The organism is Mesorhizobium oxytropidicola (assembly GCF_056174625.1).
Map to the genome: position 1 here is coordinate 1,329,882 of NZ_CM149692.1, position 19,295 is coordinate 1,349,176.

17 protein-coding genes are annotated in these 19,295 nt (G+C 62.6%); 8 read left to right on the plus strand and 9 right to left on the minus strand.

Annotated elements, in window-relative coordinates:
* Window positions 1–33: 33 nt before the first annotated feature.
* Window positions 34–1,458 carry a pilus assembly protein TadG-related protein gene (locus AC0V8S_RS06635; protein WP_475437216.1) on the plus strand — a complete coding sequence of 475 codons (1,425 nt, stop codon included), beginning with the start codon at window positions 34–36 and terminating at the stop codon, window positions 1,456–1,458.
* Window positions 1,459–1,843: 385 nt separating this feature from the next.
* A complete protein-coding gene (locus AC0V8S_RS06640) occupies window positions 1,844–3,106 on the plus strand; it encodes a class I SAM-dependent methyltransferase (protein ID WP_475437217.1) in 1,263 nt (420 codons plus the stop codon).
* A 66-nt stretch (window positions 3,107–3,172) separates the two neighbouring features.
* Here AC0V8S_RS06640 and AC0V8S_RS06645 read toward each other — a convergent pair whose 3' ends face one another.
* From AC0V8S_RS06645 to acs, 3 genes are all read right to left on the minus strand, one after another.
* On the minus strand, window positions 3,173–3,991 hold the full coding sequence (locus AC0V8S_RS06645) for a sugar phosphate isomerase/epimerase family protein (protein WP_475437218.1): 819 nt from the start codon (window positions 3,989–3,991) through the stop codon (window positions 3,173–3,175).
* Between the two features lie 165 nt (window positions 3,992–4,156).
* Complete coding sequence (locus tag AC0V8S_RS06650; protein WP_475437219.1) at window positions 4,157–4,906, minus strand: MOSC domain-containing protein; 750 nt, start codon at window positions 4,904–4,906, stop codon at window positions 4,157–4,159.
* The gene (gene acs / locus AC0V8S_RS06655) at window positions 4,906–6,861 is read right to left on the minus strand and encodes an acetate--CoA ligase (protein ID WP_475437220.1); all 1,956 of its coding nucleotides are present in this window, start codon (window positions 6,859–6,861) and stop codon (window positions 4,906–4,908) included. The genes AC0V8S_RS06650 and acs overlap by 1 nt, the downstream gene beginning before the upstream one ends.
* Before the next feature lie 303 nt (window positions 6,862–7,164).
* Here acs and AC0V8S_RS06660 point away from each other — a divergent pair, with 303 nt between their 5' ends.
* Window positions 7,165–7,437 (plus strand): usg protein, encoded by a 273-nt coding sequence (locus AC0V8S_RS06660; protein ID WP_095204298.1) that lies wholly within the window; start codon window positions 7,165–7,167, stop codon window positions 7,435–7,437.
* Between the two features lie 160 nt (window positions 7,438–7,597).
* On the opposite strand, the gene AC0V8S_RS06665 is transcribed toward AC0V8S_RS06660, so the two are convergent.
* The gene (locus tag AC0V8S_RS06665) at window positions 7,598–8,632 is read right to left on the minus strand and encodes an aldo/keto reductase (RefSeq protein WP_475437221.1); all 1,035 of its coding nucleotides are present in this window, start codon (window positions 8,630–8,632) and stop codon (window positions 7,598–7,600) included.
* 59 nt (window positions 8,633–8,691) lie between these two features.
* The gene (locus tag AC0V8S_RS06670) at window positions 8,692–9,873 is read right to left on the minus strand and encodes an MFS transporter (RefSeq protein ID WP_475437222.1); all 1,182 of its coding nucleotides are present in this window, start codon (window positions 9,871–9,873) and stop codon (window positions 8,692–8,694) included.
* A 138-nt stretch (window positions 9,874–10,011) separates the two neighbouring features.
* Here AC0V8S_RS06670 and AC0V8S_RS06675 point away from each other — a divergent pair, with 138 nt between their 5' ends.
* Complete coding sequence (locus AC0V8S_RS06675) at window positions 10,012–10,917, plus strand: LysR family transcriptional regulator (protein ID WP_475437223.1); 906 nt, start codon at window positions 10,012–10,014, stop codon at window positions 10,915–10,917.
* Window positions 10,918–11,138: 221 nt separating this feature from the next.
* Window positions 11,139–11,765: a neutral zinc metallopeptidase gene (locus AC0V8S_RS06680; RefSeq protein WP_475438584.1), complete on the plus strand. Its 627-nt coding sequence runs from the start codon at window positions 11,139–11,141 to the stop codon at window positions 11,763–11,765.
* A gap of 38 nt (window positions 11,766–11,803) precedes the next feature.
* On the opposite strand, the gene AC0V8S_RS06685 is transcribed toward AC0V8S_RS06680, so the two are convergent.
* The 3 genes from AC0V8S_RS06685 to AC0V8S_RS06695 form a co-directional block, all read right to left on the minus strand.
* Entirely contained in the window at window positions 11,804–12,061 is a 258-nt protein-coding gene (locus tag AC0V8S_RS06685) for a hypothetical protein (RefSeq protein ID WP_475437224.1), read from the minus strand.
* A gap of 187 nt (window positions 12,062–12,248) precedes the next feature.
* Window positions 12,249–13,298 carry an aldo/keto reductase gene (locus AC0V8S_RS06690; RefSeq protein ID WP_475437225.1) on the minus strand — a complete coding sequence of 350 codons (1,050 nt, stop codon included), beginning with the start codon at window positions 13,296–13,298 and terminating at the stop codon, window positions 12,249–12,251.
* 163 nt (window positions 13,299–13,461) lie between these two features.
* On the minus strand, window positions 13,462–13,848 hold the full coding sequence (locus tag AC0V8S_RS06695; protein WP_475437226.1) for a winged helix-turn-helix transcriptional regulator: 387 nt from the start codon (window positions 13,846–13,848) through the stop codon (window positions 13,462–13,464).
* A gap of 109 nt (window positions 13,849–13,957) precedes the next feature.
* Between AC0V8S_RS06695 and AC0V8S_RS06700 the strand changes: the two genes are divergently transcribed.
* Window positions 13,958–15,112, plus strand: a complete 1,155-nt coding sequence (locus tag AC0V8S_RS06700) for an NAD(P)/FAD-dependent oxidoreductase (protein WP_475437227.1) — start codon at window positions 13,958–13,960, stop codon at window positions 15,110–15,112.
* 6 nt (window positions 15,113–15,118) lie between these two features.
* Here AC0V8S_RS06700 and AC0V8S_RS06705 read toward each other — a convergent pair whose 3' ends face one another.
* A complete protein-coding gene (locus tag AC0V8S_RS06705; RefSeq protein WP_475437228.1) occupies window positions 15,119–15,781 on the minus strand; it encodes a YggS family pyridoxal phosphate-dependent enzyme in 663 nt (220 codons plus the stop codon).
* A 156-nt stretch (window positions 15,782–15,937) separates the two neighbouring features.
* Between AC0V8S_RS06705 and leuS the strand changes: the two genes are divergently transcribed.
* Both leuS and AC0V8S_RS06715 read left to right on the plus strand, forming a co-directional pair.
* On the plus strand, window positions 15,938–18,562 hold the full coding sequence (gene leuS, locus AC0V8S_RS06710) for a leucine--tRNA ligase (RefSeq protein ID WP_475437229.1): 2,625 nt from the start codon (window positions 15,938–15,940) through the stop codon (window positions 18,560–18,562).
* Entirely contained in the window at window positions 18,549–19,127 is a 579-nt protein-coding gene (locus AC0V8S_RS06715) for an LPS assembly lipoprotein LptE (protein WP_475437230.1), read from the plus strand. The genes leuS and AC0V8S_RS06715 overlap by 14 nt, the downstream gene beginning before the upstream one ends.
* The last annotated feature ends 168 nt before the right edge of the window (window positions 19,128–19,295 follow it).

The window sequence follows — 19,295 nt, forward strand, 5'->3', positions numbered from 1 at the left end:
GGCGACGAGGCCGAGGCATGTGGAGGCTGTTGGATGCGAAATTACGGGGGTCTTGTTCACGCGGTCGGCGGGTTCGCCAGACACAGCGGTGGAAATTTCACAATCCTGTTCGGCTTTGCTGCCTCGGTCTTGGCGCTGGCCGCCGGCTTCTCGGTCAACATCTCGCAGCTCTACAACGCCAAATCGAGCCTGCAGGGCGTTGTCGACGCCGCGGTGACATCGACGGCGCGCGACCTGACGACCGGGGTCATCAAGGAAGCCGATGCCAGCAAGGCTGTGCAGGCCTTTCTCGTGGCCAACAGCATGGCGGGCATTCTGCAGCCCGACCAGATCGTGCTCGACAAGCTTGTCGTCGACAGGACCGCCAACACGGTGCAGGCGGACGTCCATGTCGATGTCGCCATGTTCTTCCCGGTCTTCGGCATGGGCGACACCAAGCGCGTCACCGCGTCGACGACATCGCTTTATTCGGACAAGACCATCGAAGTGGCGATGATGCTCGATGTGACCGGATCGATGGCCGCCAACTGGTGGGCCAAGACCGACAAGATCGGCGATCTGAAAACGGCTGCTTCAGCGGCTGTCGAGGACCTGCTCGACAACAACATCGACCCGAAGAATCCGCGCGTACGCGTGGCCATTGTTCCCTATGCAGAAGCGGTGAATACAGGCGGCCTCGCGGACAGCGTTTTCGTCGAGCAGAAGGGTGGGTCGGATCTGCCGCCACCAGTGGACACGCCGATCCAGGTGGACTCATCCACGCCCACGCGGCCCGACAACTGCGCTACCGAGCGCAAGGACAAGGACGGCTATGCCGATTATTCGTCCGACGGGCCGTCGGCGCCGCGCCTGAACAATCAGGGCAAGACCTATCTCGCCAAGATCAATCGTGACGATCGCATGGGAAGCTGCCCGAAGCCGGAGCTCATCCCGCTCTCGGCCGACAAGCAGAAATTGCTGAACACCATCGCGAGTTTCAAGGCCGGTGGCGTGACCGCAGGCGGCATCGCCGTGCAATGGGGCTACTACATGCTTTCACCTAGCTGGCGCTCGACCATTGTCGACGTCAGGCTGGGTGCCGGTCCCGCCAATTTCGACAGCAGGAAAGTCGGCAAGGTCGCCATCCTGATGACGGACGGCCAGTTCAACACAGCCTTTGCCGGTGGGCGCGGTGCGCCCAGATCACAGAACGCCGGGCAGATGTCGCGAAGCAATGCCGAAAACATTTGCGACAACATGAAGCGCGACGGCATCGAGATCTTCACCATCGGCTTCGACCTCGACGATCCGTCGATGACATCGACCGAGCGGGATCAGGCGAAAAGCGTGCTCCAGGATTGCTCGACGGCGGACACGTCCACTCTGAAACATTATTATGAGGCGGCCACGGGTTCCGAGTTGAACGACGCGTTCAATGCCATCGTGCAGAACATCGAGCGGCTGACCATCGCCAAGTAAATCCTGAACGCCAGATGGTCCTTGCCGTGTTGGCTAAAAGGAAAAGGCCGCCGCTTCTTTCGAAGCCGGCGGCCTTCCGTGTTTCCGTCCATGGCGCGGCCTGTGGCGGCAACCCCTTCGGGTTACCTGCCGCGCATCTCGCGCCTTAACGGGAAGACTGCTTCCCGAAAGTGCAATCCGCTGAGGCCACGTTCTGGAAAACGAAATCACTCGACATCGGATCACCTCCTTTCGATTTGTTGAACACATCCTCATGATGGGGTGCGTTGCAGCAAATGACAAGATGCCGGGCTGAAAAAGGCGCGCCCTGCCGGATCAGCATGCTTCGGCTTGCGATCCACGGCTCAAACGGACAACATGGCGCTATCGGGTCACGGGAGGGACCATGGACGCCACCGAAAGAGCCGCGCGCATCGTTCGAACCGTGATCGAGGCGCTGAAGCCGGGCTTTGCCGTCCGGCTGTGGACCGGGGAACGGATCGGTCCCGCCGGCGGTCCGGTGCTTGCCATCAACGATCAGGACATCGTCTGGCAGTTGGCCCGCCGGCCCAACTTCACGACGCTGCTGGAGATGTGGGTTTCCAGGACCATCGACGTCGAGGACGGGTCGCTGTTCGATCTCTACGCCTTGCCTTCGAAGGGAAAGCTGAGGTTGAAGGCGTTGCCGAAACTGGCGATCCTGCGCGACCTGCCCGCCGTGCTGTTCTCGCGACGGCAGATGACGAAACGCGCCGATCTGGCTGGACGCAATCCCTTCGTCAGCGGCTCCAACAAGCAGGCGATCGAACATCATTACGATATCTCGAACGCCTTCTACCGGCTCTTCCTGGACGAGCGCATGGTCTATACCAGCGCCTATTTCACCGATTTCACCAATGGCATCGACCAGGCGCAGAGGGACAAGCTCGACCATATCTGCCGCAAGCTCAGGCTGAAGCCGGGCGACCGGCTGCTGGACATTGGCTGCGGCTGGGGCGCGATGCTGATCCATGCCGCCAAGCACTATGGCGCCATCGGTCAAGGTGTGTCGCTGTCCGAGGAACAGACCCGGCTGGCGCGCGAGCGCATCCGCGCCGAAGGGCTGGAGGACAGGATCACCATCGACATAAAATCCTACACCGAGCTTGACGGCAGCTATGACAAGATCTCGTCGATCGGCATGTTCGAGGCCGTCGGCCTCGCCAATCACGCCACCTATTTCTCGACCGTCCACCGGCTGCTGAAGCCGGGCGGCATCTATCTGCACCACGCCATCACAAGGCGTGGCAAGGGCGGCACGCGCAAGACTTTGCGCAAGGGCGCGGAATACAAGGCGCTGATCAAATACATCTTTCCCGGCGGCGAGGTCGATACGATCGGCATGACGCTCGGCAATCTCGAGGCGCACGGCTTCCTCGTCGCCGACGTCGAGAATCTGCGCGAACATTATGCCCGCACCTGCAGGCTATGGGCCGAGCGGCTGCAGGCCCGCTTCGACGAGGCGATCGCCGAGGTCGGCGAACCCAAGGCGCGGCTGTGGCTGCTGTATCTCACCGGCTGCTCGATCACCTTCGATCGCGGCTCGGCGCAGATTTTCCAGACCGTCGTCACCAAGCGGGCGCGGGGGCCAAGTGGCCTGCCGCCGACGCGGGCGGATCTGTATCGGTAGCGGGAGCCCCTTTGTTTTGACGCAATTCCGGACGGAAAACCGCTTCACACTTTTCCTGGAATTGCTCTACTCGGCGATGCCAAGTGAGGCGATGTAGGCCGCCGAGGCCGGGATCTTGGACTTGTCCCTGATCTCGATGATGAGGCGCGGATTGCTGTCGAGCCTGGCGAGCGCGGTAAAGACCGAGCGCCATGGAAGCATGCCTTCGCCGAGGCTCCAGTGACGATCGGCGTAGCCATCAGCATCTTGCAGGTGGATGTGCTGCAGGCGATTGCCGGCGGCATGTACATAGTAATCGACCGGCGGAGCACCGGTCGAGCCATGGGCATAATAGGCGTGGCCGGTGTCTATCGAGACGGCGACCGCCGGGGAGTTGAAGCTGTCTGCCAACGCCACGCGGATATGCGGATCCTTGTCCTCGATGTTCTCCAGAACCATCGTGCAGCCGATGTCCTCGGCCCGCTTGACGGCATCGCGTAGAGTGCGTTGGCAATAGTCGATGATTTTCTCGCGCTCGCCGGGATTGTTGTCGAGATTGTTATAGGACCAGGTCGTATAGGGGCTGTGGACGACCATCTGCGTGGCGCCGATGGCAGCGCAGACCTCGATGCCCTGGACCAGACGCTTGCTGACGACATCGCGAATATCAGGGTCCTGCGAAGCAATGGTGAAGCCCCAGAAAGGTCCGTGAATTCCGAGGCGCCCCTGATGGCCGTCGAGAAGTTTTCTGGCGCGGGCGGCGAGCGGTGCCCAGTCGCCGTTGAGAACGCTCGCCTCGGCAAAGCTCTGCAATTCCAGGTCACGCTGTTTTTCGAAGAGCCAGTCGCGATGGATTTCGAGGTCGTCAAGGGTCATGGCAGCGCCAAGAACGGGCAGGGAAGTCATCGGGACTCCGATTGGTGGGATTTCAAGGTGTCGGGCAGCAGGACGGGATCGCGTCGGGGGCTGTATGACGCCGTTTTCTGTCAGGCGTATTACACGTTGCACCAAGCTTGCAGGGAGGTGCAGAGATCATACCGTCGCTACACGGCGCGGCGTTGGCGGTATGATTTAGATGAAGCGCATCGGCGCGCCGATCTCGACGCGGGCCGGTCGGTCGACCGTGCAATAGACGCCGAGATTGTGCGCGTTGTGGCGCACCAGATTGCGCAGGATACCGGGATCGGTGTCGAAGCCGTCCTGGGCGATGATGGTGAAGCCGCAGCGGCGGCATGGTTCGGAGATGGTCAACAGCAATTCGCCGATGGCGAGCTTGCGGCCGATCCATTCCGTCTCCGGAAACGAGCCTTCGACCGCCGTCATGTCGACGACGATGTTGGGCCGGAAGCGGCGCGGGTCGGCGGCGCCATCCGGATGCAGCGCCTTCAGCCGCGCCAGCGACGCCGTGGTCAAAAGGTGGATCGGCGCCTTGGTGTAGCGGGCGGCGGTGACCGGACCGGCATAGGCCGGCGGCGCATTCTCCTGGCCGAACGGCCGGATCGAGGCGGCGAAGCCGAGATAGGCCGATAGGGCGCGGTCGCATTCGGCGCCGGGTGCGCTCAGCCAGTCGCCGTCAGGGACGGCGATCTCCAGGTCGCGATCATTGGCCAGCCGGGTGCGGATGCGCGGCACCTTGTGCCATTTCGCTTCGCGGTCGGGCCGGGCAATCTCATTGTCCGAGCTATCGACGAGGCCGAACATGCGGTCGCCGGCCATGCCCGTCGGTCCAACCACGACGGCGTCCTGACGCTCGCCGGCGAGCGAACTCGCCGGATAGCGCCACAACTGGATGACAGCGCCCAATGCCGCCCCGTCCCGCATCAGCCCTTCTTGTTCTGCCGGTTGGCGATGAGGTCGTCGACGACGGCCGGATCGGCAAGCGTCGAAGTGTCGCCGAGGGCGACATAATCGTCCTCGGCGATCTTGCGCAGGATGCGGCGCATGATCTTGCCGGAGCGGGTCTTGGGCAGGCCCGGCGCGAACTGGATCTTGTCCGGCGAGGCAATGGCGCCGATCTCCTTGCGGACATGGGCGACGAGCTCCTTGCGCAGCTCCTCCGTGGGTTCCTCCCCCTTCATCAAGGTGACGTAGCTGTAGATGCCCTGGCCCTTGATGTCGTGCGGATAGCCGACGACGGCGGCCTCCGAAACCTTGTCGTGGCTGACAAGTGCGGATTCGACCTCGGCCGTGCCCATGCGGTGACCGGAGACGTTGATGACGTCGTCGACGCGGCCGGTGATCCAGTAATAGCCATCGGCGTCGCGGCGGCAGCCGTCACCGGTGAAATACTTGCCCTTGTAGGTGGAGAAATAGGTTTGCACGAAACGGTCGTGGTCGCCATAGACGGTGCGCATCTGGCCCGGCCAGGAATCGGTGATGCAGAGATTGCCGTCGGCGGCCCCCTCCAGCACCTTGCCTTCGCCATCGACCAGCTGCGGCTTGACGCCGAAGAAGGGACGCGTCGCGGAGCCTGCCTTCAAGTCGGTCGCGCCGGGTAGCGGGGTGATCAGGATGCCGCCGGTCTCGGTCTGCCACCAGGTGTCGACGATCGGCACCTTGCCGTTGCCGACGACGTTGAAATACCACTCCCAGGCTTCCGGGTTGATCGGCTCGCCGACTGAGCCGAGCACGCGCAGCGATTTGCGCGACGTCTTCTTCACCGGGTCGTTGCCGGCGCCCATCAGCGCGCGCAATGCCGTCGGTGCGGTGTAGAAGATGTTGACCTTGTGCTTGTCGATGACTTCCCAGAAGCGCGACTGCGACGGGTAATTCGGCACGCCCTCGAACATCAGCGTGGTGGCGCCGTTGGCGAGCGGCCCATAGACGATGTAGCTGTGGCCGGTGACCCAGCCGACATCGGCGGTGCACCAGTAGATGTCGCCGTCATGGTAGTCGAAGACATATTGGTGCGTCATCGAGGCATAGACGAGATAGCCGGCGGTGGTGTGCAGCACGCCCTTCGGTTTGCCGGTCGAGCCCGATGTGTAGAGGATGAACAGCGGGTCTTCCGCCTTCATCTTTTCGGGCTTGCACTCGGCCTTCACCGACGCGACCTCGTCGTGATACCAGACGTCGCGGCCATGTGCCCAGCCGATCTTGCCGCCAGTGCGGCGCACGACGACGACATTCTTCACCATCACGTGCTGCCTGGCGGCGATGTCGATGGCCTTGTCGGTGTTGTCCTTCAGCGGAATCGGCTTGCCGCCACGCAGGCCTTCATCAGCGGTGATGACGAAGGTCGATTCGCAATCGACGATGCGGCCGGCCAGCGCGTCCGGCGAGAAGCCGCCGAAGACGATCGAATGGATGGCGCCGATGCGCGTGCAGGCCAGCATGGCATAGGCGGCTTCCGGGATCATCGGCATGTAGATGGTGACGCGGTCGCCCTTCTTGACGCCGTGCTTCTTCATCACATTGGCGAGCCGGCAGACATGCTCGTAAAGCTCGTTATAGGTGATCTTCTTGTCGTCGTAGGGGTTGTCGCCTTCCCAGATGATGGCGGTCTGGTCGCCGCGCTTCTTCAGGTGGCGGTCGATGCAATTGTAGGAAACATTGGTCAGCCCATCCTCGAACCATTTGATCGAGACCTTGCCGTCGAAGGAGGTGTTCTTGACCTTGCTGAAGGGCTTGAACCAGTCGATGCGCTTGCCGTGCTTGCCCCAGAACTTGTCCGGGTTCTTGATGCTGTCGGCATACCATTTGAGATACGTGTCGTTGTCGATCAGCGCATTCTTCTTCCACGCCGGCTGGACGCGATGGACATGAACCTCGGACATTCCTGATTTTCCTCCCGAACCAATCCGCCGGCTTGAAACGCCAGCGGGATCGCGGCGAAGCAGCCGCGAATTCGGCGGCATTATTACCAGTTCCGCCGTGACGGCAACATTAGACGTTGGATTCGCGCGGCTGGATGCCGCAGGGAGCTTTTCCACGGCTGTCAGCACTCGGGCAGGTCCGCTGCTAACTGTATGTTTTCGCGTCGAAAAGTCTGTTTCGATCAGAAAAAATCAATAGACAGTTAAGCAACAGCGCGCACAATGTTGCGTTGGGAGGCGAGGTTAATCAACCTGGGGACCGCAATGCGCGACCATGCCGAAATGGACCTGATGCTTAGGGGTTATGGCCTAACTACGGCCAAGATTCTCTATCACTTTCCCGATCATCCACATCTGCTGCAGAGCTTCATCTGGCAGGACTACGACCTGGCGCCAGAGTTTCCGGTGCTGATCCGGTTCATCGATTTCTGGAAGGCCAAGCTGGACGGGCCGTTGCACTCGGTCGTCTACACGCACCAGAAGCTGATCGCGCCGAATGAATGGCGCAAGGTGGATGGGGAGTTCGTGCTGCATTAGGGCATGCCGATATTCAGGTGAGGCCGGCCTGCGAATGGCGGCTTCCTGCGCTTCCGGTGCTCACGTACTTTAAGTACGCTCCGCTCCGGTTCTCGGAAGCCACCATTCTCGACTCGGCCTGACCTGAATCTCGACACGCCCTAGCTTCGGCGCGCGGTGGTCACACCGCCGGCGGGTTCAGCCGGGCAAAGCCTTCCTGGCGGCGATAGGGGAAATACGGGTAGGGCGCGGTGACTTCGCTTGTGGCGTCGAGTTTTTTCACCTGTTCCGGCGTCAGCGACCAGCCGACGGCACCGAGGTTCTGGCGCAGTTGTTCCTCGTTGCGGGCGCCGATGATCACCGACGACACGGTCGGGCGCTGCAACAGCCAGTTGATGGCGATCTGCGGCACGGTCTTGCCGGTTTCCTGGGCCACCGCGTCAAGCGCATCCATCACCCGGTAGAGATGTTCGTCCTCGACCGGCGGGCCGAAGCTTGCCGTGTCATGCAGCCGGCTCTTTTCCGGTAGCTTCTGGCCGCGGCGGATCTTGCCGGTGAGCCGGCCCCAGCCGAGCGGGCTCCACACCAGCGCGCCGACGCCCTGGTCGAGGCCGAGCGGCATCAGCTCCCATTCATAGTCACGGCCGACCAGCGAATAGTAGACCTGGTGCGCAGCGTAGCGGGGGTAGCCATGCTTGTCGGCCTCGGCCAGCGACTTCATCACTTGCCAGCCGGAGAAATTGGAGACGCCGACATAGCGCAGCTTGCCGGCGCGCACGAGGTCGTCCAGCGTCGACAGCACCTCCTCGATCGGCGTGCCAGCATCGAAGGCGTGCAGTTGCAAGAGGTCGATGTAATCGGTGCCGAGGCGCTTCAGTGCGGCGTCCACGGATTTGATCAGCCGCGAGCGGGAAGAACCGTAGTCGGCCGGCCCGTCGCCCATCGGCAAGGACGTCTTGGTCGAGATCAGCACGGCATCGCGGCGGCCTTTGATCGCCTCGCCGAGCACTTCTTCGGATGCGCCGTTGGAATAGACGTCTGCTGTGTCGAACAGATTGACGCCGGCGTCCAGGCAGATGTCGATGAGCCTCCGCGCTTCGACGGCGTCGCTGTTGCCCCAGGCGCCAAACAGCGGGCCGGAGCCGCCAAAGGTTCCGGCGCCGAAGGAAAGTGCAGGCACCTTGAGGCCCGATGCGCCCAAACGTCGATAATCCATTTTCTTACTCCTGGTGGTTTGGAAAGAGGTGTCGAAAAAATTCGGTCCGCCGACGAGCGTCAGGACCGGACGGAGACAGGCGCGCCGAGCGCGTTGGTGCGATCGAGGCGCAGGGCCAGTCCGGCCACGGCGAGCGCCGCGACCGGCAGCAATGCGGCGACCCAGGTGAGCGAACCCAGCCCCATTCCATGGGCGATAACCGCGCCGCCAAGCCACGCACCGGCGGCATTGCCAAGATTGAAGGCGGCGATGTTGAAGGACGAGGCGAGGCTCTGGCCGGCGCCTTGCGCCTTTTCCAGCACCCACATCTGCAGCGGCGCCACGGTGGCGAAGGCGGCGGCGCCGAGCAGGCCGACATAGATCACCGCCATGACCTGGCTGTGGATGGCAAAGCTCATGGTCGCCAGCACCAGGGCCAGCACCACGAGGCTGCCGAGCACCGCCGGCACCAGCCAGCAGTCGGCGACCTTGCCGCCGGCGAGATTGCCGGCGATGAGGCCACCGCCGAAGACGAGCAGGATCGGCGACACGGCCGCTTCCTTGAAGCCGCTGATCTCGGTCAGCAGCGGCGCGATGTAAGTGAAGACGGCGAAGATGCCGGCATAGCCGAGCACGGTGGTGGCAAGGCCGAGCAGAACCGGCGTGCGGCGCAGCACGGCAAGATCGGCGCGCAGGTCGCTCTTCTCGGGCGCTGCCTGGCTGCGCGGCACCAGCGCCAGGATAACGGCGAAGGCCGCCAGGCCGACCGCGGTCACGGCCCAGAAGGTCGCGCGCCAGCCGAAGGCCTGGCCAAGCCAGGTGCCGAAGGGCACGCCGAGGATGTTGGCGATGGTGAGCCCCGTGAACATCAATGCAATCGCCGAGGCCTTCTTGTTGGGCGCGACCAGGCCGGTGGCAACGACAGAGCCGACGCCGAAGAAGGTGCCATGGGCAAAGGCGGTGATGATGCGGGCGCCCATCAGCGTCCAGTAGTCGGGGGCCAGCGCACAGGCGAGATTGCCAAGCGTGAAGATCGCCATCAGCGCCAGAAGCACGGTCTTGCGCGGCCAGTTGCCGGTGGCGATGGTGAGCAGCGGCGCGCCGATGACGACGCCCAGCGCATAGCCGGAAATCAGCTGGCCGGCGGCCGAGATCGAGACGCCGAGATCCTTGCTGACATCGAGCAGCAGACCCATGATGACGAATTCGGTGACACCGATGCCGAAGGCGCCGGCGGCGAGGGCATAGAGAGCAAGAGGCATGGCGGTTCCCACTTCGAAGACGGGCCGTTAAGGCGACGAGCGCCTTGTCCAATCCGCGCCCCGACCCGAAAGATCGTGTTGCCACGCTCTGTGAACCAGACTTGCATTGGGCACATTTTCTGTGAAATAGATTCACAGATGGCCAGGCCCGACATCAACCGCTCCGGCGAGATCGAAGTTTTTGTCCGCGTCGTCGAGGCGGGCAGCTTCTCGGCCGCGGCACGTGCGTTGCGCATGACCCCGTCGGCCGTCAGCAAGCTGATCGCGCGGTTGGAAGCCAGGCTCGGCGCGCGGCTGGTCAGCCGCTCGACGCGCAAGCTGCAGCTGACGCCCGAGGGAACGGCCTTCTACGAGAGCGGGCTGCGCATCCTGGCCGATATGGCGGCGGCCGAGCACGAAGCGGCCGCGGGAGCGGCGCCGCGCGGGCGGCTGCGCGTCAATAGCTACGTGCCCTTCGGGGTTCATCGGCTGATCCCGCTCTTGCCGCGCTTCCTCGAGCGCTATCCCGAGATTTCGGTCGATCTGGTGCTGACCGACAGCGTCATCGACCTAATGGCCGAACGCGCCGATGTCGCCATCCGCGCCGGGCCGCTCGGCGAATCACGGCTGGTGGCGCGTAAGCTCGGGCAGAGCCCGGTGGTGGTGGTTGCGGCCCCGTCCTACCTTGAGGCGCATGGCACGCCGCTGACCCCGGCCGATCTCGACAGCCACAACCGCATGGGCTTCGGCTTCGTCAGGCATATCGATGGCTGGCCGTTCCGCGACGCGGAAGGCCGCGCGGTCATAGTCCCGATCACCGGCAACACGCTGGTCAGTGACGGTGAGGCGATGCGGCTGATGACGCTGGCCGGAGCCGGCATCTCCCGGCTGGCGCGCTGGCATGTCGCGGCCGATATCGCCGCCGGGCGGCTGGTGGCGCTGCTGGAGGATTTCAATCCGGGCGACGAGGAGGCCACGCACGCCGTCTATGTCGGCCAGGGCCAGCATCTGCCGGCACGGGTGCGGGCCTTTCTCGATTTCCTGGCCGAGACTGTGCGGCTCTGACGAAGCGCGGTTTTCAAGGCCTGTTCGACAACCCGGCAGGGGCAGGATATGGAATCCTGTCCGGTCGTCGCGGGCGCCTCGCGTCAAGGCACCGGGAGCGTTGGCAATTCAGGAGGCGTGAATTGATCCGCTTGTCCTTGGTCACGGCATCGCTGCTTGCCATAGCGACAGGGCTGCATGCCCCGACGATCTCCGAGGCTGCCGAGGTCTCGAAAGCAGGCGTGTCTGCTGCAAGCGCCGGAAATGACGACGTCAAGCAGTTCGTCTCGGTGGTTCTGGCGGAAACGGAGGATTTCTGGGGCGCCACCTTCAAAGCCGGCGGATCGACCTATGAGGAGCCCAAGCTGGTGCTGTTCACCGGCTTCATCGCTACAGCATGCGGTGCTGTTTCCGGGACATCATACTGCGCGGCAGACCACAAGATTTATCTCGATCCGGCGTTCCCCGAACTGCGAGAGGTCGGTTTGACAGGAGATTTCGCCAAGGCGTTGATTGTCGCCCGAGAGGTTGCGTACCACGTGCAGAACATCTCGGCCGTTTCGCCATCGGCTGTAACCGACGGGGACCAGCAAGCCGCCATCATCCGATCGGAACAGGTCGAACTGCAGGCCGATTGTTTTGCCGGACTGTGGAGCCGCTATGTTCAGGACAAGGGGTTGTTAGAAGACACCGATCTGGCCCAAGCCAGGGATCTGCTGCGATCTCTCGGCGACGATCAACCCGCCAATGCCTCCGGAAATTCGACGACCAAGAGGTACGGCACCTCAGAACAGAGGATCCGCTGGTTTGATCGAGGCCTTGCCGGAAAAGCGATCGCGGACTGCAACACTTTTGACAATCCGCTTTGATACCGAGCCTATCCACCTCCGGGTGAGGTGCGCCATCATCAGGGGATAGCCTTCAAGGCTTTCCTGATCTTTTCAATGACGGTGCCGATGTCCGATCGCCCAGAAGTGTATTCCCCATCCGGGTCATAATATGCGTCCCGCAGCCGCTCCAAACGAGCAATGACGGCGGCTCCGTAGTCATGCGCCGTACCAGCGACGATGACCTTTTCAAATTCGTCTCGCGCGGCACTGACCGCACCGACGCAGACTTTCCAATCGTAAGGGCTGGCGGAAGCCGCCGCCTGGCGATCAGCCATGATCGCGACAATCCTGTCTCGAAATTCCTCGGCGGATGGTACCATCATCGCCCCTGATGCTGCTCCGGTGTTATGATGGTAGCTGCGAATCCGCATCCGGTACAAGCGACGCGTGCGGCTTGACGAGCGTGAAAAAGCCGCGTGCCCCGAGGGACACGCGGCTTTCCTGAAAATCGTGTGGAGCCGGTTAGGCCTTCGGCGTGAAGGGGGCCGGGCGGCGGCCAGCTGCCTGGCGCTCCAGCATCCAGCCGGGATATTCGGCCGGCAGCGCGCTGACCTCGTCCAGTTTCGCGAGATCGTCCGCATCGAGCTTCACGTCAGCTGCGGCAAGGTTCTGCTCCAGCTGATCCATGCGGCTGGCGCCGATGATCACGCTCATCACGAAAGGCTTGGCCAGGACATAGCCGAGCGCCACGGTGGCGACGCTGACGTCATGCTTCTTTGCGATCTCGCGCATGACGGCGACCGCCGCCCAGGCGCGGTCCTCGTTGATTGGCGGGAAGTTGAAGGACGCGCGGCGGCCCTCGCCATTGCCGGGCGCGCCGGGGCCGTATTTGCCGGAGAGCAAGCCGCCGGCCATCGGCGACCACACCATCAGGCCGAGTTTTTCCTCATTGATGAGCGGAACGATCTCGCGTTCGAGATCGCGGCCGGCGATCGAATAATAGGACTGGATGGTTTCGAAACGGGCGAAGCCCTTGCGGTCGGCGATGCCGAGCGCCTTGGCGATGCGCCACGCCGCCCAGTTGGAAACGCCGACGTAACGAACCTTGCCGCTGGCAACGAGATCGTCGAGCGCCCGCAGCGTCTCGTCGATCGGCGTCACCGCGTCGGTACCGTGCAGCTGATAGAGATCGATATGGTCGAGCTGCAGCCGTTCGAGGCTGGCATCGACCGAATCCATGATGTGGCCGCGCGACGAGCCGCGTTCGTTCGGACCCTGGCCCATGGCGCCATGCACCTTGGTGGCGATGATTACGCTCGACCTGGCGACGCCGAGATCACGCAACGATTGGCCGAGCAGGCGCTCGGACTGACCGAAGGAGTAGACGTCAGCCGTGTCGAAGAAATTGACGCCGGCGGCGATCGAGCGGCCGACAATCTCATTGACGCCCTTCTGGTCGAGGCTGGCGATCAGGCCCCATTGGGCATTTTCGCCGGCGGCACCGAAGGTCATGGTGCCGAGGCACAGTTCGGAGACGAACATCCCCGTATTGCCAAGCTGGTTGTAGCGCATGGTGAAAGCTCCAGGAGAATTGTGATGACACAAAACAAATAGGAACGGAACGTTTCGTTTCCAGTGGTGGCGCAATGATGGACCGGTGCTGGCTCAAAACCGTCGCCAATCCCCAACACCGGGTCACCAGCATCGTTGCGGGCGGGGGCAGGCTTTCCAGGGATTAGGATCGAGTGTCGAAGGCGTCGAGTTTCAGCCGCGCGGCATGGTTTTCAGACCAACGAATAATCTCGTCGAAAACGGGGCGAAGGGCGAGTGCGACGGATGTGAGTTCATACTCCACACGCGGCGGCACTTCGGCGTAGCAGGTGCGGATCAAAAGACCGTTTTGCTCGAGATCGCGCAACTGCGCGGTGAGCATGTGTTGCGTGATGCCTGGTATTGCTCGTCGCAACTCGCCGAAGCGCCGCTTGCCGTGAACGAGCTGCCAGAGAATCTCGCCTTTCCACTTCCCCGTCAGAATCCGCATCGCGGCGTGGAAGCGCTCCATCGGCTGTCCGCGACACTCTTCGGCAGGCGCTGAAGCCGTCATTTCCTCAATAGTCTGCATTTTCATCCTATATCATAAAAATCATCGTACTTGCCAATTCAATATTAGATCACAAAATTTGCGGCGGTAAAGGGATTGGCTCTGCCGTCCTCATTTAACGAGCGAACAGGTGAAAGACGTGAGCGTGGAAGTGGCAAACGAAGAGCGTGTCGGGGAGCGAAAGGTTGGTGACGTCGTCATTTACGGGGGCGGCATTGCAGGGGCTCTCCTCGCGCAGCAATTGTCCGCCACTGCCAAGGTGATCCTGGTCGATCCGCTCGATTATTTCGAAGTGACGATGGCTGCACCGCGCAATCTGGTAAAGCCCGATTTCTCCAGGCAGTCCATCATGCCCTTTGCAAAGGCTCTTCCTCGAGTCGATCATGTCGCCGCTCGCCTGACGGAGCTTACCAGCGAGGGCGGTATCGTCGAAGACGCTTCCGGCCGGAGGCTTCTCGTCACTGGGAAGGCTGCCGTCCTGGCCACGGGGAACCGCTTCGCCAACGAACTGGTGCGCGGCCAGGAGGGGAGCGGTGCCGACCGCCATGCGTTCTATCAGAGGTTCCATGACCGCCTTGCAGGCGCCAAGCGCATTCTTCTAATCGGCGGCGGGCCTATTGGTGTCGAAGTCGCCGGTGAGATTACCGAAGCATGGCCGCACAAGCATGTCACATTGGTCGAGTCCCAGCCACGCATCTTGCGAGGCACTTCCGAAGCCGCCGCTGCTCGCGCCGCTGCCATTCTGGAAAGGCGGGGTGTGACTATCCTGACGGGACAGCGCATCGATGGGCTTTTGTCCAATTTGCAAGACGTGTTTGCTGGCAGTGGCGAGGTTACCACCGACGCCGGTCAGGTCATCGCTTACGACCTCGCAATACTGTGCATTGGAGGGCGGCCGAACACCGCCTTCATGAAGCAAAACTTTGCGAGCCGGCTCACACCAGACGGCCACGTCAAGGTGGCAGCGGACCTCCGGGTGAAAGGAGAAAGAAGCATCTTTGCGCTCGGTGACATTACTGATCTTGCTGAAAACAAGATGGCGTTTCACATCAGGGGACACGTCAAGGTCGCAGCCACCAACATTCGCTCCATTCTGGCTGGCAAGTCGCCCTCTCTGCCCTACAAACCACGAACCGGCGATCCGACGATGGTCGTAACGCTGGGTAGCCGAACCGGCGTTGCGCACCTTCCCCTGTTTGGCCACACGCGGTGGTCATGGCTTGTCCGCAAAGTAAAAGCCGAGCACATGCTGGTGCCGAATTATGCGAAAATATTCTCGCGCTAACGCGATCTACCGGCTGCCGAAGATCGCCGAGCCGACCCTGACGCTGGTGGCGCCGAAGGCGATGGCTGTCTCATAGTCGCCGGACATGCCCATCGACAGCTTTTCGACGCCTGCTTCGCGCGCCAGTTTTTCCAGTAGGGCGAAATGCGGGCCGGGGTTCTCGTCGGCCGGCGGGATGCACATCAGGCCTTCGATGACGAGGCCGTGGACATCGCGGCAGCGGGCGACGAAGGCCACCGCGTCGCGCGGTTCGATGCCGGCCTTCTGCGGCTCCGAGCCGGTATTGACCTGGACATAGAGTTTTGGGGCGCGGCCTTGCCGGGCGATCTCCTTGGCGAGTTCGGCGGCGATTTTCTCGCGGTCGACCGTCTCGATGACGTCGAACAGCGCCACCGCCTCCTTGGCCTTGTTCGATTGCAGCGGACCGATCAGATGCAGCTCGATATCGGCAAAGGCCTGCTTCAGCTCAGGCCATTTGCCTTGCGCCTCCTGCACGCGGTTCTCGCCGAAGACACGCTGTCCGGCGTCGATCACCGGCTGGATGTCGGCGGCATCAAAAGTCTTGGAGACGGCCACCAGTGTCACCGCGCCGGCCTCGCGGCGCGCCTCCTGCTTGGCGGCGGCGATCTTCGCCTTGACCGCGAAAAACTGCTGAACAGTGTCACCCATATGCAAATCCCGCTGTTTTGACCCGCGTTTTTAGCCGCCGCGATGCCCATATGGTTGACGGGTTTGCCAAACCATGGTGAACACCCGGACCACATTCCCTGAACCGCACAGCCAGTCGCCCGCGGTTCGCGCCTGCTTTTAAGTGAAAAACGTCCAATGGCAACCGAACGATACAATCCGCGGGCGTCAGAGCCCAAATGGCAGAAGGCCTGGGCCGAGAAGAAGCTGTTCGAAGCGCGCAATGACGACCCGAAGCCGAAATACTACGTGCTCGAGATGTTCCCCTATCCGTCGGGGCGCATCCATATCGGCCATACCCGCAACTACACGATGGGCGACGTGGTGGCGCGCTACAAGCGGGCCAAGGGGTTCAACGTGCTGCACCCGATGGGCTGGGACGCCTTCGGCATGCCGGCCGAGAACGCGGCGATGCAGAACAAGGTCCATCCCAAGGAATGGACCTACCAGAACATCGCCACCATGCGCGAGCAGCTCAAGGTCATGGGCCTGTCGCTGGACTGGGCGCGCGAATTCGCCACCTGCGACGTCGACTATTACCACCGCCAGCAGATGCTGTTCCTCGACTTCGTCGAGAAGGGGCTGGTGACGCGCAAATCCTCCAAGGTCAACTGGGACCCGGAGGACATGACGGTGCTCGCCAACGAGCAGGTCATCGACGGGCGCGGCTGGCGCTCGGGCGCGCTGGTCGAACAGCGCGAACTGACGCAGTGGTTCTTCAAGATCACCGATTTTGCGCAGGACCTGCTGGATTCGCTCGACGGCCTCGACGAATGGCCCGAAAAAGTGAAGCTGATGCAGCAGAACTGGATCGGCCGTTCGGAAGGCCTGCTGATCCGCTGGCCTCTGGCCTCGGATGTTGCCGGCGAGCATGAGCTGGAAGTCTACACGACGCGGCCCGACACCATTTTCGGCGCGTCTTTCATGGCGATCGCCGCCGATCATCCGCTGGCCAAGAAAGCTGCCGAGACCAATCCAGAACTGGCGAAGTTCATCGAAGAGGTCCGCCATATGGGCACCTCGGTAGCCGCACTTGAGACGGCCGAGAAGAAGGGCTTCGACACCGGCATCCGCGTCGTTCATCCGTTCGACGACAGCTGGACGTTGCCTGTCTATGTCGCCAATTTCGTGCTGATGGAATATGGCACCGGCGCCATTTTCGGCTGCCCGTCCGGTGATCAGCGCGACCTCGACTTCGCCAACAAATACGGCCTGCCGGTGATACCGGTGGTGATGCCGGAAGGCGGCGATGCGAAGACCTTCCAGATCATCGAGGAGGCGTATGACGGCGACGGCGTGATGATCAATTCACGCTTCCTCGACGGCATGAAGCCGGACCGCGCTTTCGACGAGGTGGCGAAGCTCTTGGAGCAGAAGACCATCGGCAACCGGCCGATGGCCGAGCGCAAGGTGAATTTCCGCCTGCGCGACTGGGGCATTTCGCGCCAGCGCTACTGGGGCTGCCCGATCCCGATGATCCATTGCGAGGATTGCGGCGTGGTACCGGTTCCCAAGGCCGACCTGCCGGTCAAGCTGCCGGACGATGTCGATTTCGACCGGCCGGGCAATCCGCTCGACCGGCATCCGACCTGGCGGCATGTGAAGTGCCCGCAATGTGGTGGCGATGCGCGCCGCGAAACCGACACGATGGATACGTTCGTCGATTCGTCCTGGTATTTCGCCCGCTTTACCGCACCCTGGGCGCATGAGCCGACCGATCCCAAGGCGGCCAATGAATGGCTGCCGGTCGATCAGTATATTGGCGGCATCGAGCATGCGATCCTGCACCTGCTCTATTCGCGCTTCTTCACCCGCGCCATGCGCGAGACCGGCCATGTCGATCTGGCCGAGCCGTTCAAGGGCCTGTTCACACAAGGCATGGTGGTGCACGAGACCTATCGCGCCGGTTCGGCTTCGAACGGCCGTTGGCTGGCGCCGACCGAGGTGCGGCTGGAGGGCGTCGACGGCGAACGTCGTGCCTTCGATATAGCCACCGGCGAGCCCGTCACCATCGGCCCGCTGGAGAAGATGTCGAAGTCGAAGAAGAACACGGTGAGCCCGGAAGACATTACCGACGGCTACGGCGCCGACACGGCGCGCTGGTTCATGCTGTCGGATTCGCCGCCCGAGCGCGATGTCGAATGGACCGATGATGGCGCCGCCGGCGCGCATCGCTTCATGCAGCGCATTTGGCGTCTGGTGTCGACGGCGGCCGAGACGCTGACGGGCGTCAAGCCAGCCGCGGCTGACGCTGGCGAGGCGGGAGCGGTCTCGAAGGCCACGCACAAGATCCTGAAAGCGGTCGGCGAGGACATCGAGAAGCTCGGCTTCAACCGTGCCATCGCCCGCATCTATGAGCTGGCCAACGTGCTGACCACGCCGCTCAACCAGGTGGCGGAAGGCAAGGCCGATCCGGCACTGCAAGGCGCCTGCCGCCAGGCGGTCGAGATCCTGGTGCATCTGATCGCGCCGGTGATGCCGCATCTGGCCGAAGAGTGCTGGGAGACGCTCGGCGGCACCGATCTGGTCGCCGAACGGCCATGGCCGGTCTTCGATCCGGCGCTGGTCGTCGACAATGAAGTGACCTATCCGGTACAGGTCAACGGCAAGAAGCGGGGGGATTTGACAATTGCCCGCGACGCGGACCAAGGTGCGGTCGAAAAAGCGGTATTGGCTCTCGACTTCGTGCAGAAAGCGCTCGAAGGTAAGGCTCCGCGCAAGGTGATCATCGTGCCGCAGAGGATCGTCAATGTCGTTGCCTGATCGGGAAAAGACGGAGCTGCGCCGCTTGCTGCGCCGCGTGGCGCTTGCCGGCCTTGTCGGCGCGCTGGCGTTGGTTTCGGCCTGCACGGTGCGGCCGCTCTATTCCAACGCGCCGTTGTCGACGGGCTCGACCGCCAATACCGAACTGGCGTCGATCGCCATCAAGCCGGTCAAGACGCGTTATGCCCAGCAGGTGCGCAACAATCTGATCTTCGGCTTCGGGCGTGGCGCCGGCGAACCGGCTTCGCCGCTTTATTCACTCGATCTCACGGTGACCGAAGCCGTCGATTCGGCAGCGCTCGTGCAGGTTGGAACCGACGAAGACGAGCCGACCGCCGGTTCTGTGACGCTGAACGCCAGCTATGCGCTGACCGATATGAAAACCGGCGCCGTCATCACGGTCGGCAAGCGTGCGATCACCTCGTCCTTCGACAGGCCGCGCCAGGAATTCGCTTCGTACCGGGCGCAGATCGATGCCGAAAATCGCGCCGCGCGCGAACTGGCCGAGGCCCTGCAATTGTCCATCGCCCAGGATCTGGTCCGGCACGGCAAGGCGGCCAGCTAGCGCCGCTTTCGTTTAACGGAAGATACCCTCTCGATCCTGATGTCTGGCCGCCTTGCAGTGGTCGGATTTTCAGCTCACCTTTTAGCGCGACGCATTGGACGTGCGAGTGATCGCCGAATGACGATCGGCTGCTCGAATCCGGATCTCCACACATCGCTACGAAAGATG

Coding starts and splice junctions, on each gene's coding strand:
- AC0V8S_RS06640 (WP_475437217.1), top strand. CDS start 1,844: ATGGACGCCACCGAAAGAGCCGCGCGCATCGTTCGAACCGTGATCGAG.
- AC0V8S_RS06690 (WP_475437225.1), bottom strand. CDS start 13,298: ATGCGCTACAACCAGCTTGGCAATACGGGGATGTTCGTCTCCGAACTG.
- AC0V8S_RS06650 (WP_475437219.1), bottom strand. CDS start 4,906: ATGCGGGACGGGGCGGCATTGGGCGCTGTCATCCAGTTGTGGCGCTAT.
- AC0V8S_RS06670 (WP_475437222.1), bottom strand. CDS start 9,873: ATGCCTCTTGCTCTCTATGCCCTCGCCGCCGGCGCCTTCGGCATCGGT.
- acs (WP_475437220.1), bottom strand. CDS start 6,861: ATGTCCGAGGTTCATGTCCATCGCGTCCAGCCGGCGTGGAAGAAGAAT.
- AC0V8S_RS06675 (WP_475437223.1), top strand. CDS start 10,012: ATGGCCAGGCCCGACATCAACCGCTCCGGCGAGATCGAAGTTTTTGTC.
- AC0V8S_RS06635 (WP_475437216.1), top strand. CDS start 34: ATGCGAAATTACGGGGGTCTTGTTCACGCGGTCGGCGGGTTCGCCAGA.
- AC0V8S_RS06645 (WP_475437218.1), bottom strand. CDS start 3,991: ATGACTTCCCTGCCCGTTCTTGGCGCTGCCATGACCCTTGACGACCTC.
- AC0V8S_RS06695 (WP_475437226.1), bottom strand. CDS start 13,848: ATGCAGACTATTGAGGAAATGACGGCTTCAGCGCCTGCCGAAGAGTGT.
- AC0V8S_RS06715 (WP_475437230.1), top strand. CDS start 18,549: ATGTCGTTGCCTGATCGGGAAAAGACGGAGCTGCGCCGCTTGCTGCGC.
- AC0V8S_RS06665 (WP_475437221.1), bottom strand. CDS start 8,632: ATGGATTATCGACGTTTGGGCGCATCGGGCCTCAAGGTGCCTGCACTT.
- AC0V8S_RS06705 (WP_475437228.1), bottom strand. CDS start 15,781: ATGGGTGACACTGTTCAGCAGTTTTTCGCGGTCAAGGCGAAGATCGCC.
- AC0V8S_RS06660 (WP_095204298.1), top strand. CDS start 7,165: ATGCGCGACCATGCCGAAATGGACCTGATGCTTAGGGGTTATGGCCTA.
- AC0V8S_RS06685 (WP_475437224.1), bottom strand. CDS start 12,061: ATGGCTGATCGCCAGGCGGCGGCTTCCGCCAGCCCTTACGATTGGAAA.
- leuS (WP_475437229.1), top strand. CDS start 15,938: ATGGCAACCGAACGATACAATCCGCGGGCGTCAGAGCCCAAATGGCAG.